The sequence below is a fragment of the Streptomyces sp. NBC_01465 genome (genome assembly GCF_036227325.1).
Taxonomy (GTDB): Bacteria; Actinomycetota; Actinomycetes; order Streptomycetales; family Streptomycetaceae; genus Streptomyces.
Genome location: NZ_CP109467.1, coordinates 2,060,782 through 2,074,195, shown reverse-complemented (window position 1 = coordinate 2,074,195; position 13,414 = coordinate 2,060,782). Strand labels below are relative to the sequence as shown.

The following is a 13,414-nucleotide window of genomic DNA, read 5'->3' as shown; positions in this document are numbered from 1 at the left end:
TCAGGTGCATGTATTGGTCAAGAAAAGATCAAGTGAAGGTCAGGAGGCAGGAGTTGCCGTGGCCCCTCGCGCCTTGAGCAGATCCGCCATGAGCTGCACTTCCGACTTCTGGGCGTCGACCATGCCCTGTGCCAGCTTCTTCTCCACCGGGACTTTGCACAGTTCCACGCAGCCCTCGGCCATGTGGATGCCGCCCTTGTGATGGGCGGTCATCAGCTGGAGGTAGAGGATCTCCGCCTGCTTGCCGTTCGCTTTGCCCAGCTTGTCCAGTTGTGCGCGCGTGGCCATCCCGACCATCAACGCCCCGTTCGTGGGCGGTTCTTCGCCCATGCCCATCCAGGCCATCGGCTGCCGGCCCGCGTCCGTGACCGGCAGGTTCCACAGGTTCAGCCAGCCCAGCATCATGCCGCGCTGGTTGGCCTGGGTGTTGGCGATGTCGTAGGCCAGGCGCCGGATTTCGGCATTGTTCGTACGATCCCGGACGATGAAGGACATCTCCACCGCCTGCTGGTGATGGACCGACATGTCGCGCGCGAAGCCCGCGTCGGCGGAGCCCGCGGACGGGGTGCTGTCCGCGGTCGAGGACGAACCGTCGCTGCGGGCCGAGGCCACCGTCGCCGCCGCGGCGAACAGCAGCGCGAGGACGACGGCCGCGACGGCCGCCATCCGGGTCCGGGTCAGCGTCACTGGCCCAGCCCGCCCGTGCATGCGGCGCCCGGCTCGGGGGTCTGCGCGCCCTGGACGTACTTGGTGAAGAACTGGTTGACCCGCGGGTCGGACGCGCTGTCCACCGTGACCTGCTTGCCCCAGGCGCTCAGCATGATCGCGCCGGACTGGTTCTGGTACGGGCTCATCAGCGAGTAGGGGGTCTGCTTCACCTTGTCGCTGAGCTTCTTCACGTCGGCCGCCGGGGCCTTGTCCGTGTACGTCACCCAGACCGAGCCGTGCTCCAGCGAGTGCACCGCGTTCATGTCGTTGAGCGGCTTGGTGTAGACGTCCCCGTTGCAGTTCTGCCAGACCTGGAGGTGATCGCCGCCCACCGGCGGGTGCATCGGGTACGTGACCACTTTGGTGACGTGGTTGCGCGTCAGCTTCTTGGCGTCCCAGTCCTTCTCGCCCTTGATGGGAGCCTTGGCCGCCGCGTTCTTCGCGTCCTTCTTGTCGGACTCCTTGTTGAGCATGTACGCACCGAAGCCGACCAGACCGGCGACGACCGCCACGCTGACGGTGATCGCGATGATGCGACTGCGCCGCTCGCGGGCCTGCTCGGCGCGGCGCATCTCCTCTATTCGCGCCTTGCGGTCGTTCTTGGAGGCTTTGGTGGAGGCCATGGTGTGCGTCCTTCTGCGGTAACGGGCGAGGCATATGAGGCCCCGGTTGTGCCGCAGGCCCCCCATAGCCGGAGATGGTATAGGCATACGCAGAAGGGGGACCTGGACAGTTCCGACCCGAGGAGCAACCGTGGTCCGAAAAGGACTTGTCGCCGTGGCGGCGGCCGTCGCCGCCGTCGGTACGTACGACGTACTGCAGCGCCGCCACTCCCTGTTGCGCAATTACCCCGTCGTGGGACATCTCCGCTATCTCATGGAGTCGATCCGCCCGGAGATGCAGCAGTACTTCATCGAGCGCGACTACGACGGCATGCCCTACGACCGCGACACCCGCTCCACGGTCTACGAGCGCGCCAAGGGCACCGCCGGCGAGGACCCCTTCGGCACCGAACTCGACGTCTACCAGCCGGGTTACGAGTTCTTCGTCCACTCCGTCACCCCGCGCCCGCTCCCCGAAGAGGCGCCGCGCGTGCGGATCGGCGGCCCCGGCTGTACGCGCCCGTACGACATGGCCCTGCTCAACGTCTCCGCGATGAGCTTCGGCTCGCTCTCCGCCCAGGCGATCCTGGCGCTCAACCGCGGTGCGGCGGCGGGGGGTTTTGCGCACGACACCGGGGAGGGCGGGATCTCCGCGTACCACCTGGAGCACGGCGGCGACCTGGTCTGGGAGATCGGCACCGGCTACTTCGGCTGCCGTACGCCCGACGGCGGCTTCGACGAGAAGGAGTTCGCGCGCAAGGCGGCGGGGGAGACCGTGCGGTGCGTGTCGCTGAAGCTCTCCCAGGGCGCCAAGCCCGGGATGGGCGGGGTGCTGCCCGGGGCCAAGGTCAACGCCGAGATCGCCGCGGTGCGGGGCGTGCCCGAGGGCGAGACCGTGATCTCGCCCAGCTCCCACCGGGTCTTCTCGACCCCGCGCGAACTGGTCCGCTTCATCGGCCGGATGCGGGAGCTCGCGGGCGGAAAACCGGCCGGATTCAAACTGTGCGTGGGCAGCCGCCGCGAGATCCTGGCGATCTGCAGGGCCATGGTCGAGGAGGACATCACCCCGGACTTCATCGTCGTCGACGGCGCCGAGGGCGGGACCGGGGCGGCCCCCATGGAGTTCGTCGACCATGTCGGGATGCCGCTCACCGAGGGGCTCGCGATCGTCCACAACGCACTCGTCGGGGTCGGGCTGCGCGAGAGGGTGCGGATCGGGGCGAGCGGCAAGGTCGCCACCGGGTCCGACATCGTGAAGCGGCTCATCCACGGCGCGGACTACACCAACGCGGCCCGCGCCATGATGTTCGCCGTCGGCTGCATCCAGTCCCAGCGCTGCCACACCAACAAGTGCCCGGTCGGCGTCGCCACCCAGGACCCGCGGCGGGCGCACGCGCTGGACGTCGAGGACAAGTACGAGCGCGTACGGCGCTACCAGCAGGCGACCGTGCACAGCGCGATGCAGATCATGGCGTCGATGGGCGTGACCGACCCGGGGCAGCTGCGCCCGCACATGCTGCGGCGCCGGGTCTCCCACCACGAGGTGGCTTCGTACGCACAGCTGCTGACCTGGCTGGAGCCCGGACAGCTGCTCTCCGGGGGCCCGCTGCCCGAGGAGTGGGAGCAGGCCTGGGAGACCAGCGACCCGGACACCTTCATCGCGTAGGACGTACCTCACAATGGGGCAGGGGCGGTGGGCAACGCGCCCGAAACCATGGCATGCGATGCTCAGGACGGCAGGCGGCCTGACCGGCGAGGATGGGTAGGAACAGCAGATATGGACAAGCAGCAGGAATTCGTGCTCCGTACGCTCGAGGAGCGCGACATCCGCTTCGTACGGCTCTGGTTCACCGATGTCCTCGGGTTCCTGAAGTCCGTCGCTGTGGCGCCCGCCGAGCTGGAGCAGGCCTTCGACGAGGGCATCGGCTTCGACGGCTCCGCCATCGAGGGATTCGCGCGCGTCTACGAGTCCGACATGATCGCCAAGCCGGACCCCTCCACCTTCCAGATCCTGCCGTGGCGCGCGGAGGCCCCGGGCACCGCCCGGATGTTCTGCGACATCCTGATGCCGGACGGCTCGCCGTCCTTCGCGGACCCGCGCTACGTACTGAAGCGGATCCTCGCCAAGACCTCCGACCTGGGCTTCACCTTCTACACCCACCCGGAGATCGAGTTCTTCCTGCTGAAGAACAAGCCGCTCGACGGCACCCGCCCCACCCCGGCCGACAACTCCGGCTACTTCGACCACACCCCGCAGAACGTCGGCATGGACTTCCGCCGCCAGGCGATCACCATGCTGGAGTCGATGGGCATCTCGGTCGAGTTCAGCCACCACGAGGGCGCCCCGGGCCAGCAGGAGATCGACCTGCGGTACGCGGACGCGCTCTCCACGGCGGACAACATCATGACGTTCCGCCTGGTCATGAAGCAGGTCGCGCTGGAGCAGGGCGTGCAGGCCACCTTCATGCCCAAGCCGTTCTCGGAGTACCCGGGTTCGGGCATGCACACCCACCTCTCGCTCTTCGAGGGCGACCGCAACGCGTTCTACGAGTCGGGCTCCGAGTACCAGCTCTCCAAGGTCGGCCGCTCCTTCATCGCCGGCCTGCTCAAGCACGCCGCCGAGATCTCCGCGGTCACCAACCAGTGGGTCAACTCCTACAAGCGGATCTGGGGCGGCGGCGGACGCACCGCAGGCGCGGGCGGCGAGGCTCCCTCGTACATCTGCTGGGGCCACAACAACCGCTCGGCCCTGATCCGCGTCCCCATGTACAAGCCGGGCAAGACCGGCTCGGCACGGGTCGAGGTCCGCTCGATCGACTCGGGCGCCAACCCGTACCTGACGTACGCCGTGCTGCTCGCGGCGGGCCTCAAGGGCATCGAGGAGGGCTACGAACTCCCGGCCGGCGCCGACGACGACGTGTGGGCGCTCTCGGACTCCGAGCGGCGCGCGATGGGCATCGAGCCGCTGCCGCAGAACCTGGGCGAGGCGATCGCGCTGATGGAGCGCAGCGAGCTGGTCGCCGAGACGCTCGGCGAGCACGTCTTCGACTTCTTCCTCCGCAACAAGAAGCAGGAGTGGGAGGAGTACCGGAGCGAGGTCACGGCCTTCGAGCTCCGGAAGAACCTCCCGGTGCTGTAAGCGCTGGAACGTACGAGAGCGGGCCGCCGGCTTCTGCCGGCGGCCCGCTCTTGTGTGGGGACGGGGTGGTTCAGTGGACGCGGCTCCAGTGGAGCTTTCCGTCCAGGCCCAGGGCGGCGACGCTTGCCGTGCCCGAGCTGTCCGTCACCAGGGCCGGGGCGCCCGCGAAGAGGAAGCTGTCCTGGGTCCAGGTGTCCGTCGAGGTGGGTGCCGTACCCAGGTGGCCCGAGCCGGTGCGGGCGGCGAGGGCCTTGGCGGTGGCGCTCACCGGGCCGAAGCCCTCGGCGCCGCCCGCGTCCTGGACCGGGGAGACGGTGGGCTTCGTACCGCCGGTGATCAGTGCGGTCCGTACGTCTCCCGAGTCGGTCTTACGGAAGTACAGCCGCACCCCGGCACCGTCCGCGCGTGCCGTCAGCGGCATCGTCGTCGCCGGGAGGCCGGTGCGGACCGGGCCCTTCAGAGCCGCGCCCGGCTTCGGCTGGCTCCAGGTCAGCACCGACTTGGGGGTGGCGGCGAAGACATGGACGCGGCCCGCCTTGTCGGTGGCGACCGCGGGGTCGCCGTGCAGGTTCGCGCCGCCGATCGAGTGCCACTTGGCCCAGGTGCCGTCCGGCTGCTGGGCGCGGGCGCTGAGTCCGAAGGTGCTGTTGCGGAGGTAGACGGTGAGCCGGCCGTCCTTGGCGACGGCGACCGCGGGGGCGCTGATGTCGGAGGTGCCGAAGTGGTCGGCGAGCTCGGGGGTGCCGAGCGACTGCCAGTCGCCGAGCGGACCGCCGGGGGTCTTCTGGACGGTGAGGACGACGTCGCGGCGGTACTCCGCGGGGGTGTTGCCGATTGTCGTACGCGTACCGAGGACCGCGATGCGGCCGTCCGGGAGCTTCACCGTGGTGACACCGGGGTCGATGCCGCCGCCGGGCTTCAGCTCGGGGGCGGACCACTTGCCGGCGGCGCCCGAGGAACGGTGCCAGACGGCCAGGCGCTCGTCGAGCACGCCGAACGCGGTCAGGGTGCCGTCGGCGCTCGGCTGCAGCCAGGACGTGGACTCGCCGCGGGTGTAGCGGACGGACTGGGTCCAGTCGTGGCTGTTGGGGTGGGCGGCCACCTTTCGGTCGCCGCAACCGGCCGTGGAATCGCAGTAGTTGGACGTGTGGTCCTTCCACGCGTATGTCTCGACGGTGCGCAGCTTGGCGGCCGCGTTCCTCGGGTCCAGCGAGTGCGCCAGATTGCCGGTGTAATAGCCGAGGTAGTTCTGCACGGTGAAGTGCGGGTGGTTCTTCGACGTCGCGTAGTGGGTGAGCGCCGCCTGGGCGAACCGCGCCGTGTAGACGTGGTCCTGGTGGTCGAGGAGGCCGCCCGTCTTCGGGTTGCGCCCGGGCGTCGGGTCGAGGAGGCGTACGGCGGTCGGCTGGAAGCGCTCGAGGAGTCCGGTGATCGTCGAGACGACCTCGGGCTTGGTGTACGAGAAGCGCTTCTCGACCGGGGTGTCGGAGGACAGCTGCGAACTCAGCGTCCGCACCTCGCCGTCCCACAGCCCGTGCAGGCTGTGCGGCCGGTACCCGCCGACGCTGCCCGCCTCGTGCAGCTGCACCCACACCAGGCTCAGCTGGGGGCGCGCTTTGAGGACGTCGAGCTCGGCGGTGCCGCCGCCCGCGGTGGGCATCGTCGTGCGCTGCCAGGGGCTGGCGCGGTTGCCGGTCGCCATCTCCGCGTACGCCGCGCGGATGCCGTTCTGCCGGGCCTCCGCGTACTTCGCCTTGTCGGCCGGCGGGTGGTTCCTCGCGCCCTTGCCGCCCGCCATGTTGATGCCGTCGGACTCGCCCGCGGTCAGGTACACCGAGGTCAGACTGGAGTGCGCGGCGATCGCCTGGCTGACGTCGGGGTTCATGAAGTACAGGTCGTCGTCCTCGTGGGCGAGGATCTGCATGACCGACTGGTGGGCGGTGCGCACCGGCTGCACGATCGGCCCATTGGCCTTGAGCGTGGGCGCGGACGACGTGGCCGAATCCGTCCCGATGAACGCAGCAGTGCCCGCGGCGACGGCTATGAGCAGTCCGACGACGGGCCCACGGCGGCGAAACGGTGTCATTGGCAGTGCGCCTTCGCTGTGCTGGAACGGAGGAGAAGCTGTGATCGGCACCCGATCAGTCGGGAAGAGGGTGGATACGCCTGTTCGGTTCACTGGCTACGCACAGCAATAGCTGTTGCCCGCGTCACCCGCCTCTCGGGAGCTCCGGACCGTGGAGGCTGTCGGACCCTGCGGCTAGGCTCGGAATCCGAAGCGTGATCCAGGGTCTTGGAAGGCGGCGGAATGACGGTGCCCGGGCGCAGGAGCAGTACGTTCACCCGGCTGCTGCGGCACGGTTTCACCGATCCCTCCGCCGCCGAGCGGCTCCTGGACGCCCATGAGCTCGCTCCCGTACGGGCCGATCCGGTGCTCCTGGACGCCCTGGGCGCCACGGCCGACCCCGATCTGGCCCTGCTCGGTCTCGTACGGCTGGCGGAGGCGCAGGAGCCCGACGAGCTGCGGATCTTCTTCGACACCCTGATCGCCGCGAAGCCGCTGCGGGACCGGCTCCTCGGGGTCCTCGGCGCCTCCGAGGCGCTCGGTGACCATCTGGCCCGTCACCCCTCGGACTGGCATGCGCTCGTGACGTACGAGACGGCCGACCTGCATCCGGGGGTCGCCGAGTTCGAGCACGGCCTCGACGGGGCGGACGACGCCGTCGCGCTGCGGGTGGCGTACCGGCGGTGCCTGCTGTCGATAGCGGCCCGTGACGTGTGCGGTACGACGGACGTGGCGCAGACCGCCGCCGAGCTGGCCGACCTGGCGACCGCGACCCTGCGTGCCGCCCTCGCCATCGCGTCGAAGGCCGCGCCCGCGGATGCGGCGCTCTGCCGGCTCGCGGTGATCGCCATGGGCAAGTGCGGCGGCCACGAGCTGAACTATGTCTCCGACGTCGACGTGATCTTCGTGGCCGAGCCCGCCGAGGGCGCCGACGAGGGCAAGGCCCTCCAGGCGGCCACCCGGCTCGCCTCACACCTGATGCGGATCTGCTCCGAGACGAACATCGAGGGCACCATCTGGCCGGTCGACGCGAACCTGCGCCCCGAGGGCAGGAACGGGCCGCTGGTGCGCTCGCTCTCCAGCCATCTGGCCTACTACCAGCGCTGGGCCAAGACCTGGGAGTTCCAGGCCCTCCTCAAGGCCCGTCCGGTCGCGGGCGACCTGGAGCTGGGCGCGGAGTACGTCGAGGCGCTGAGTCCGCTGGTCTGGCAGGCCTCCGAGCGCGAGAACTTCGTCCCCGACGCCCAGAAGATGCGCCGCAGGGTCATCGACAACATCCCCGCCGACCGGGTGGACCGTGAGCTGAAGCTGGGCCCCGGCGGGCTGCGCGACGTGGAGTTCGCCGTCCAGCTGCTGCAACTGGTGCACGGCCGCAGTGACGCGACGCTGCACAGCGGATCGACGCTGGAGGCGCTCGCGGCGCTCGCGGCGGGCGGTTACGTGGGGCGGGCGGACGCGGCCCAGCTCGACGAGGCGTACCGCTTCCTGCGCGCCATGGAGCACCGCATACAGCTCTACCGGCTGCGGCGCACCCACCTCGTCCCCGAGGACGAGGCCGATCTGCGGCGCCTCGGACGTTCGATGGGACTGCGTTCCGAGCCGGTCACCGAGCTCAACAAGGCCTGGCGCCGCCATGCCTCCGTGGTGCGCCGGCTGCACGAGAAACTCTTCTACCGGCCGCTGCTCGACGCCGTCGCCCAGCTGGCGCCCGGCGAGATAAGGCTCAGCCCCAAGGCGGCAGGCCAGCGGCTCACCGCGCTCGGTTACGCCGACCCGGTGGCCGCCCTGCGCCACCTGGAGGCCCTGTCCTCCGGGGTCTCCCGCAAGGCCGCCATCCAGCGGACCCTGCTGCCGGTGCTGCTCGGCTGGTTCGCGGACTCCGCCGACCCCGACGCCGGACTGCTCGGCTTCCGCAAGGTCTCCGACGCGCTCGGCAAGACCCCCTGGTATCTGCGGCTGCTGCGCGACGAAGGTGCTGCCGCGGAGAACCTCGCCCGCGTCCTGTCCGCAGGACGCCTCGCCCCCGACCTGCTGCTCCGCGCTCCCGAGGCGGTGGCGCTGCTCGGCGACCCCGAGGGGCTGAAGCCGCGCAGCCACCAGGCGCTCGAGCAGGAGGTGCTCTCGGCGGTCGGTCGTGCGGAGACAGCCGAGGGCGCGGTCGCCTCGGTGCGCGGGGTGCGGCGCAGGGAGCTGTTCCGTACGGCCGCGGGCGACCTCATCGGTTCGTACGGCACCGAGGAGAACCCGGCCGAGGAGGATCCCGGCGCCCTGGTCGACCGCGTCGGCAACGCCGTCACCGATCTGAACGCGGCCACCCTCGCGGGCGCTCTGCGCGCCGCCGTCCGCGCCGAGTGGGGCGACACGCTGCCCACCCGCTTCGCGGTCATCGGCATGGGCCGCTTCGGCGGCCACGAGCTCGGTTACGGCTCGGACGCGGACGTCCTCTTCGTCCATGAACCGCGCGAGGGCGTCGACGAGCACGAGGCGGCGCAGGCCGCGAACAAGGTCGTCTCCGAGATGCGCCGCCTGCTCCAAATCCCCACCGCAGACCCGCCGTTGCTCATCGACGCGGATCTGCGCCCGGAGGGGAAGTCGGGCCCGCTGGTCCGCTCCCTCGCCTCGTACGCCGCCTACTACCGGCGCTGGTCACTGGTCTGGGAGAGCCAGGCCCTGCTGCGCGCCGAGCCGATGGCGGGCGACGCCGAGCTCGGCGCCCGCTTCATCGAGCTGATCGACCCGCTCCGCTACCCGGCCGAGGGGATCGGCGAGGACGCGGTCCGCGAGATCCGCCGCCTCAAGGCCCGGATGGAGTCCGAACGCCTCCCGCGCGGCGCCGACCCCACGCTCCACGCCAAGCTGGGCCGCGGCGGCCTGAGCGACGTCGAGTGGACGGTCCAGCTCCTGCAGATGCAGCACGGCTGGTCCGAACCGGGCCTGCGCACCACCCGCACCCGCGAGGCGCTCGCCGCGGCGCACGCGGCCGGCCTGATCCCCACCGAGGACGCCCAGACCCTGGACGACGCCTGGGTGCTGGCCACCCGGGTCCGCAACGCGGTGATGCTCGTACGGGGCCGGGCGGGCGACACCTTCCCGTCCGACGGCCGGGAGCTGGGCGCCGTGGGCCGGTATCTGGGGTACGAACCCGGCCATGTGGGCGCCATGCTCGACGACTACCGGCGCATCACGCGCAGGGCACGGGCGGTCGTCGAGGAGCGGTTCTACGGGGCTTAGAGAGAGCTGGGCAGCCGCGGCAGGCGGTGGGGGAGCGCTCCGTACCAGAGGCGGGCGACCGTGAAGCCGAACGCCAGGCAGAGCATGCCGCCCACCGCGTCCAGCCAGAAGTGGTTCGCGGTGGAGACGATCACCATCAGGGTCGCCACCGGGTAGAGCAGACCGAGGATCCGCGCCCACGGTGCCTTCGCCAGGGCGAAGATGATCAGGCCGCACCAGAGCGACCAGCCGATGTGCATCGAGGGCATCGCCGCGTACTGGTTCGACATGTTCTTGAGGTTGCCCGAGGCCATCGAGCCCCAGGTGTGGTGCACCAGGACCGTGTCGATGAAGTGCCCGCCGTTCATCAGGCGGGGCGGTGCCAGTGGGTAGAGGTAGTAGCCGACGAGGGCGACCACGGTCGTGGCGAAGAGGGCGAGACGGGCCGCCGCGTACCGGCCGGGGTGGAAGCGGAACAGCCACACGAGCACGCCGATCGTGATGACGAAGTGCAGTGTGGCGTAGTAGTAGTTCATCCCCACGATCAGCCATGTCACCGAATTCACGGCGTGGTTGATCGTCTGCTCGACGGCGATGGAGAGATGGTTCTCGATGCTCCACACCCAGTCGGCGTTCTTCAGCGCCTGGGACTTCTGCTCGGGAACGGCATTGCGGATCAGCGAGTACGTCCAGTAACTGACCGCGATCAGGAGGACTTCGAACCAGATCCGCGGACGGCGAGGTGTACGCAGCCGCTTGAGCATCGTGAGCTTCGGAGCCGGATGTTCCTCGTCCGTGATGGGTGACGGGGTGGCCGTCCGGCCTTCCAGTGTTGTCACGGTCGTTTCACCCATAGGGAGACAGTCTGCCAGATGCGGGGCTTCTCACAGATCATCCCTCAGGCGGGTCCCCGCCGCACCTGCTCATCCCTGTGGACGAGCCCCGGACGCGGTGGAACCCCGGACGACGAGCTCCGGCATGAAGACGAATTCGCTGTGCGGTGCGGGGGTGCCGCCGACCTCTTCGAGCAGTGCGCGCACGGCCGCCTGCCCCATGGCCGTGACCGGCTGCCTGATGGTGGTCAGCGGCGGGTCGGTGAAGGCTATGAGCGGCGAGTCGTCGAAGCCGACGACCGAGACGTCACGGGGGACCTCGAGGCCCAGCTGGCGGGCGGCGCGGATGGCACCGAGTGCCATCATGTCGCTGGCGCAGACCACCGCCGTACAGCCCGAGGAGATGAGGGACATGGCGGCCGCCTGGCCGCCCTCCAGGGTGTAGAGCGAGTGCTGGATGAGCTTCTCGCTCTCGGCGGAGGAGAGGGAGAAGCGGTCCTGCATCGCTGCCTGGAAGCCCTCGATCTTGCGCAGTACGGGCACGAAGCGGCGGGGGCCGAGGGCCAGACCGATCCGGGTGTGGCCGAGGGACGCCAGATGGGTGACGGCCAGGCGCATCGCGGCCCGGTCGTCGGGGGAGATGAACGGCGCCTGCACCTTCGGCGAGAAGCCGTTGACCAGCACGTACGGGACGCCCTGGGCGCGCAGCTGCTCGTAGCGCTGCATGTCGGCGGTGGTGTCCGCGTGCAGCCCGGAGACGAAGATGATGCCGGAGACGCCCCGGTCGACCAGCATCTCCGTGAGCTCGTCCTCGGTGGAGCCGCCGGGGGTCTGGGTGGCGAGGACCGGGGTGTAGCCCTGGCGGGTCAGCGCCTGGCCGATGACCTGGGCCAGGGCGGGGAAGATCGGGTTCTCGAGCTCGGGCGTTATGAGGCCGACCAGACCCGCGCTGCGCTGGCGCAGGCGTACGGGACGTTCGTAGCCGAGTACGTCCAGGGCGGCGAGAACGGATTCGCGGGTGGCCGCGGCGACGCCTGGCTTGCCGTTGAGGACCCGGCTCACCGTCGCTTCGCTGACCCCCGCCTGGGCTGCGATGTCGGCTAGCCGTGCGGTCACAGGGTTGGACTGTACCGGTCGCATGTCAGATTGCCCACCAGGTGCAGGATTCGCCGGGAATGCGGACATTGCCACCGGCGAATGCGAGGTCGGAGGAGGAGAGGAGCGGCCGTCCGGGGACGGGGAGTTGGACGGCGTCGGGGGTGGTGTTGAGCGTGCAGACCAGACCGGGGCGGGTGAAGGAGAGGACACCGGCGGGGGCGTCCAGCCACTCCATCTCGCCGTCGCCCAGGCCTTCCAGCTTCCGGCGCAGGGCGAGTGCGCTGCGGTAGAGCTCGAGGGTGGAGCGGGGGTCGCCGGACTGGGCCTCGACGCTCAGCGCGGACCATTCGTCGGGCTGGGGGAGCCAGCTGCCGGCCGGGCCGAATCCGTAACTCGGGCCGTCCTGCGTCCAGGGGATCGGGACCCGGCAGCCGTCGCGCAGGCCCTCCTGGCCCTCGCTGCGGAAGAACGACGGGTCCTGGCGCAGCTCGTCGGGGAGGTCGGTCACCTCGGGGAGGCCCAACTCCTCGCCCTGGTAGAGGTACGCGGACCCGGGCAGCGCCAGCATCAGGAGGGCGGCGGCGCGGGCGCGGTCGGGGGAGCCGTGGCGGGTGGTGTGGCGTACGACGTCGTGGTTGGAGAGGACCCAGGTGGTGGGGGCGCCGACCGCGCCCGCCGCGGCGAGGGAGGTGTCGATGACGCGGCGCATCTCCGTCGCGTCCCACGGGCACTTGAGGAAGGCGAAGTTGAAGGCCTGGTGGAGCTCGTCGGGGCGGACGTAGTTGGCGAGACGCTCGGGGGTGTGGGCCCAGGCCTCGGCGACGCCGATGCGCTCGCCGTCGTAGGAGTCGAGCAGTGCCCGCCAGGAGCGGTGGATCTCGTGGACGCCGTCCTGGTCGAAGAAGGGGAGCTTCTTGCCGCCGATGAGGCGGGCCTGGTCGCGGGAGCCGACGTCGGGGAGGCCGACGGCCTTGACCATGCCGTGGGCGACGTCGATGCGGAAACCGTCGACGCCGAGGTCGAGCCAGAAGCGCAGGACGGAGTCGAACTCGGCGCGGACCTCCGGGTGGTCCCAGTTGAGGTCGGGCTGCTCGGGGGCGAAGAGGTGGAGGTACCAGGAACCGTCGTGGGTGCGGGTCCAGGCGGGGCCGCCGAAGACCGACTCCCAGTCGTTGGGCGGGAGTTCGCCGCTCTCGCCGCGGCCGTCGCGGAAGTGGTAGCGCTCGCGGGCCGGGCCTTCGCAGGGGAGGGCCTCGCGGAACCAGGCGTGCTGGTCGGAGGTGTGGTTCGGGACGATGTCCACGATCACGCGCAGGCCGGCATCGTGGGCGGCCCGTACGAGATCGTCCGCGTCGCCGAGCTCCCCGAAGAGCGGGTCGACCGCGCGGTAGTCCGCGACGTCGTAGCCGCCGTCCGCCTGGGGGGACGCGTAGAAGGGCGTGATCCACAGGGCGTCGACGCCGAGCTCCGCCAGGTGCGGCAGCCGGTCGCGGATGCCGCGGAGGTCGCCGATGCCGTCGCCGTCGCTGTCCGCGAAGGACCGTACGTACACCTGGTAGATGACCGCGTCCCGCCACCAGCCGGTGCGCGGCGGGGCGGAGGCGGCGGGGCGGAGCTGCTGCGGCATGGACAGTCCCTTTCCAGTGGCTTGCATCTACGGGATCAACGCCCTTGCTGATCGAAAGTAACAGCCTTGCAAGACCTTGCGGTAGTCGTTGCGATCTCCCCGGAGGCAGGTCGGGAGGGTCTTTCCCAGCTG

Annotated in this window: 9 protein-coding genes; 3 read left to right on the top strand and 6 right to left on the bottom strand. The window is 70.2% G+C overall.

The features are described from left to right. Positions 1–39 precede the first annotated feature (39 nt). Together OG707_RS09460 and OG707_RS09455 are read right to left on the bottom strand one after the other, a co-directional pair. Entirely contained in the window at positions 40–708 is a 669-nt protein-coding gene (locus tag OG707_RS09460) for a DUF305 domain-containing protein (protein WP_443071299.1), read from the bottom strand. Next, positions 684–1,331 carry a DUF3105 domain-containing protein gene (locus OG707_RS09455; RefSeq protein WP_329116388.1) on the bottom strand — a complete coding sequence of 216 codons (648 nt, stop codon included), beginning with the start codon at positions 1,329–1,331 and terminating at the stop codon, positions 684–686. The genes OG707_RS09460 and OG707_RS09455 overlap by 25 nt, the downstream gene beginning before the upstream one ends. Positions 1,332–1,461: 130 nt before the next feature. Here OG707_RS09455 and OG707_RS09450 point away from each other — a divergent pair, with 130 nt between their 5' ends. Together OG707_RS09450 and glnA are read left to right on the top strand one after the other, a co-directional pair. Beyond that, positions 1,462–2,976 (top strand): FMN-binding glutamate synthase family protein, encoded by a 1,515-nt coding sequence (locus tag OG707_RS09450; RefSeq protein WP_329116386.1) that lies wholly within the window; start codon positions 1,462–1,464, stop codon positions 2,974–2,976. Positions 2,977–3,087: 111 nt separating this feature from the next. Beyond that, positions 3,088–4,449, top strand: coding sequence for a type I glutamate--ammonia ligase (glnA, locus tag OG707_RS09445; RefSeq protein ID WP_329116384.1), 1,362 nt, complete (start codon positions 3,088–3,090; stop codon positions 4,447–4,449). Between the two features lie 70 nt (positions 4,450–4,519). Here the strand turns inward: glnA and OG707_RS09440 are convergent, their stop codons facing one another. Continuing rightward, on the bottom strand, positions 4,520–6,535 hold the full coding sequence (locus OG707_RS09440; protein WP_329116383.1) for a PIG-L family deacetylase: 2,016 nt from the start codon (positions 6,533–6,535) through the stop codon (positions 4,520–4,522). Between the two features lie 222 nt (positions 6,536–6,757). On the opposite strand from OG707_RS09440, the gene OG707_RS09435 reads away from it, so the two are divergent. Continuing rightward, positions 6,758–9,745, top strand: a complete 2,988-nt coding sequence (locus OG707_RS09435) for a bifunctional [glutamine synthetase] adenylyltransferase/[glutamine synthetase]-adenylyl-L-tyrosine phosphorylase (protein ID WP_329116381.1) — start codon at positions 6,758–6,760, stop codon at positions 9,743–9,745. Here the strand turns inward: OG707_RS09435 and OG707_RS09430 are convergent. From OG707_RS09430 to OG707_RS09420, 3 genes are all read right to left on the bottom strand, one after another. Continuing rightward, complete coding sequence (locus OG707_RS09430) at positions 9,742–10,578, bottom strand: phosphatase PAP2 family protein (RefSeq protein WP_329116379.1); 837 nt, start codon at positions 10,576–10,578, stop codon at positions 9,742–9,744. The genes OG707_RS09435 and OG707_RS09430 overlap by 4 nt on opposite strands. Positions 10,579–10,647: 69 nt before the next feature. Continuing rightward, positions 10,648–11,673, bottom strand: a complete 1,026-nt coding sequence (locus OG707_RS09425) for a LacI family DNA-binding transcriptional regulator (RefSeq protein WP_329116378.1) — start codon at positions 11,671–11,673, stop codon at positions 10,648–10,650. Positions 11,674–11,698: 25 nt separating this feature from the next. Then, on the bottom strand, positions 11,699–13,282 hold the full coding sequence (locus tag OG707_RS09420; RefSeq protein WP_329116376.1) for a glycoside hydrolase family 13 protein: 1,584 nt from the start codon (positions 13,280–13,282) through the stop codon (positions 11,699–11,701). Positions 13,283–13,414: the final 132 nt, after the last annotated feature.

Bases quoted from the DNA above. Each gene is read 5' to 3' on its own strand.
- OG707_RS09460 (WP_443071299.1), bottom strand. From the start codon at position 708: ATGCACGGGCGGGCTGGGCCAGTGACGCTGACCCGGACCCGGATGGCG.
- OG707_RS09455 (WP_329116388.1), bottom strand. From the start codon at position 1,331: ATGGCCTCCACCAAAGCCTCCAAGAACGACCGCAAGGCGCGAATAGAG.
- glnA (WP_329116384.1), top strand. From the start codon at position 3,088: ATGGACAAGCAGCAGGAATTCGTGCTCCGTACGCTCGAGGAGCGCGAC.
- OG707_RS09440 (WP_329116383.1), bottom strand. From the start codon at position 6,535: ATGACACCGTTTCGCCGCCGTGGGCCCGTCGTCGGACTGCTCATAGCC.
- OG707_RS09435 (WP_329116381.1), top strand. From the start codon at position 6,758: ATGACGGTGCCCGGGCGCAGGAGCAGTACGTTCACCCGGCTGCTGCGG.
- OG707_RS09430 (WP_329116379.1), bottom strand. From the start codon at position 10,578: ATGGGTGAAACGACCGTGACAACACTGGAAGGCCGGACGGCCACCCCG.
- OG707_RS09420 (WP_329116376.1), bottom strand. From the start codon at position 13,282: ATGCCGCAGCAGCTCCGCCCCGCCGCCTCCGCCCCGCCGCGCACCGGC.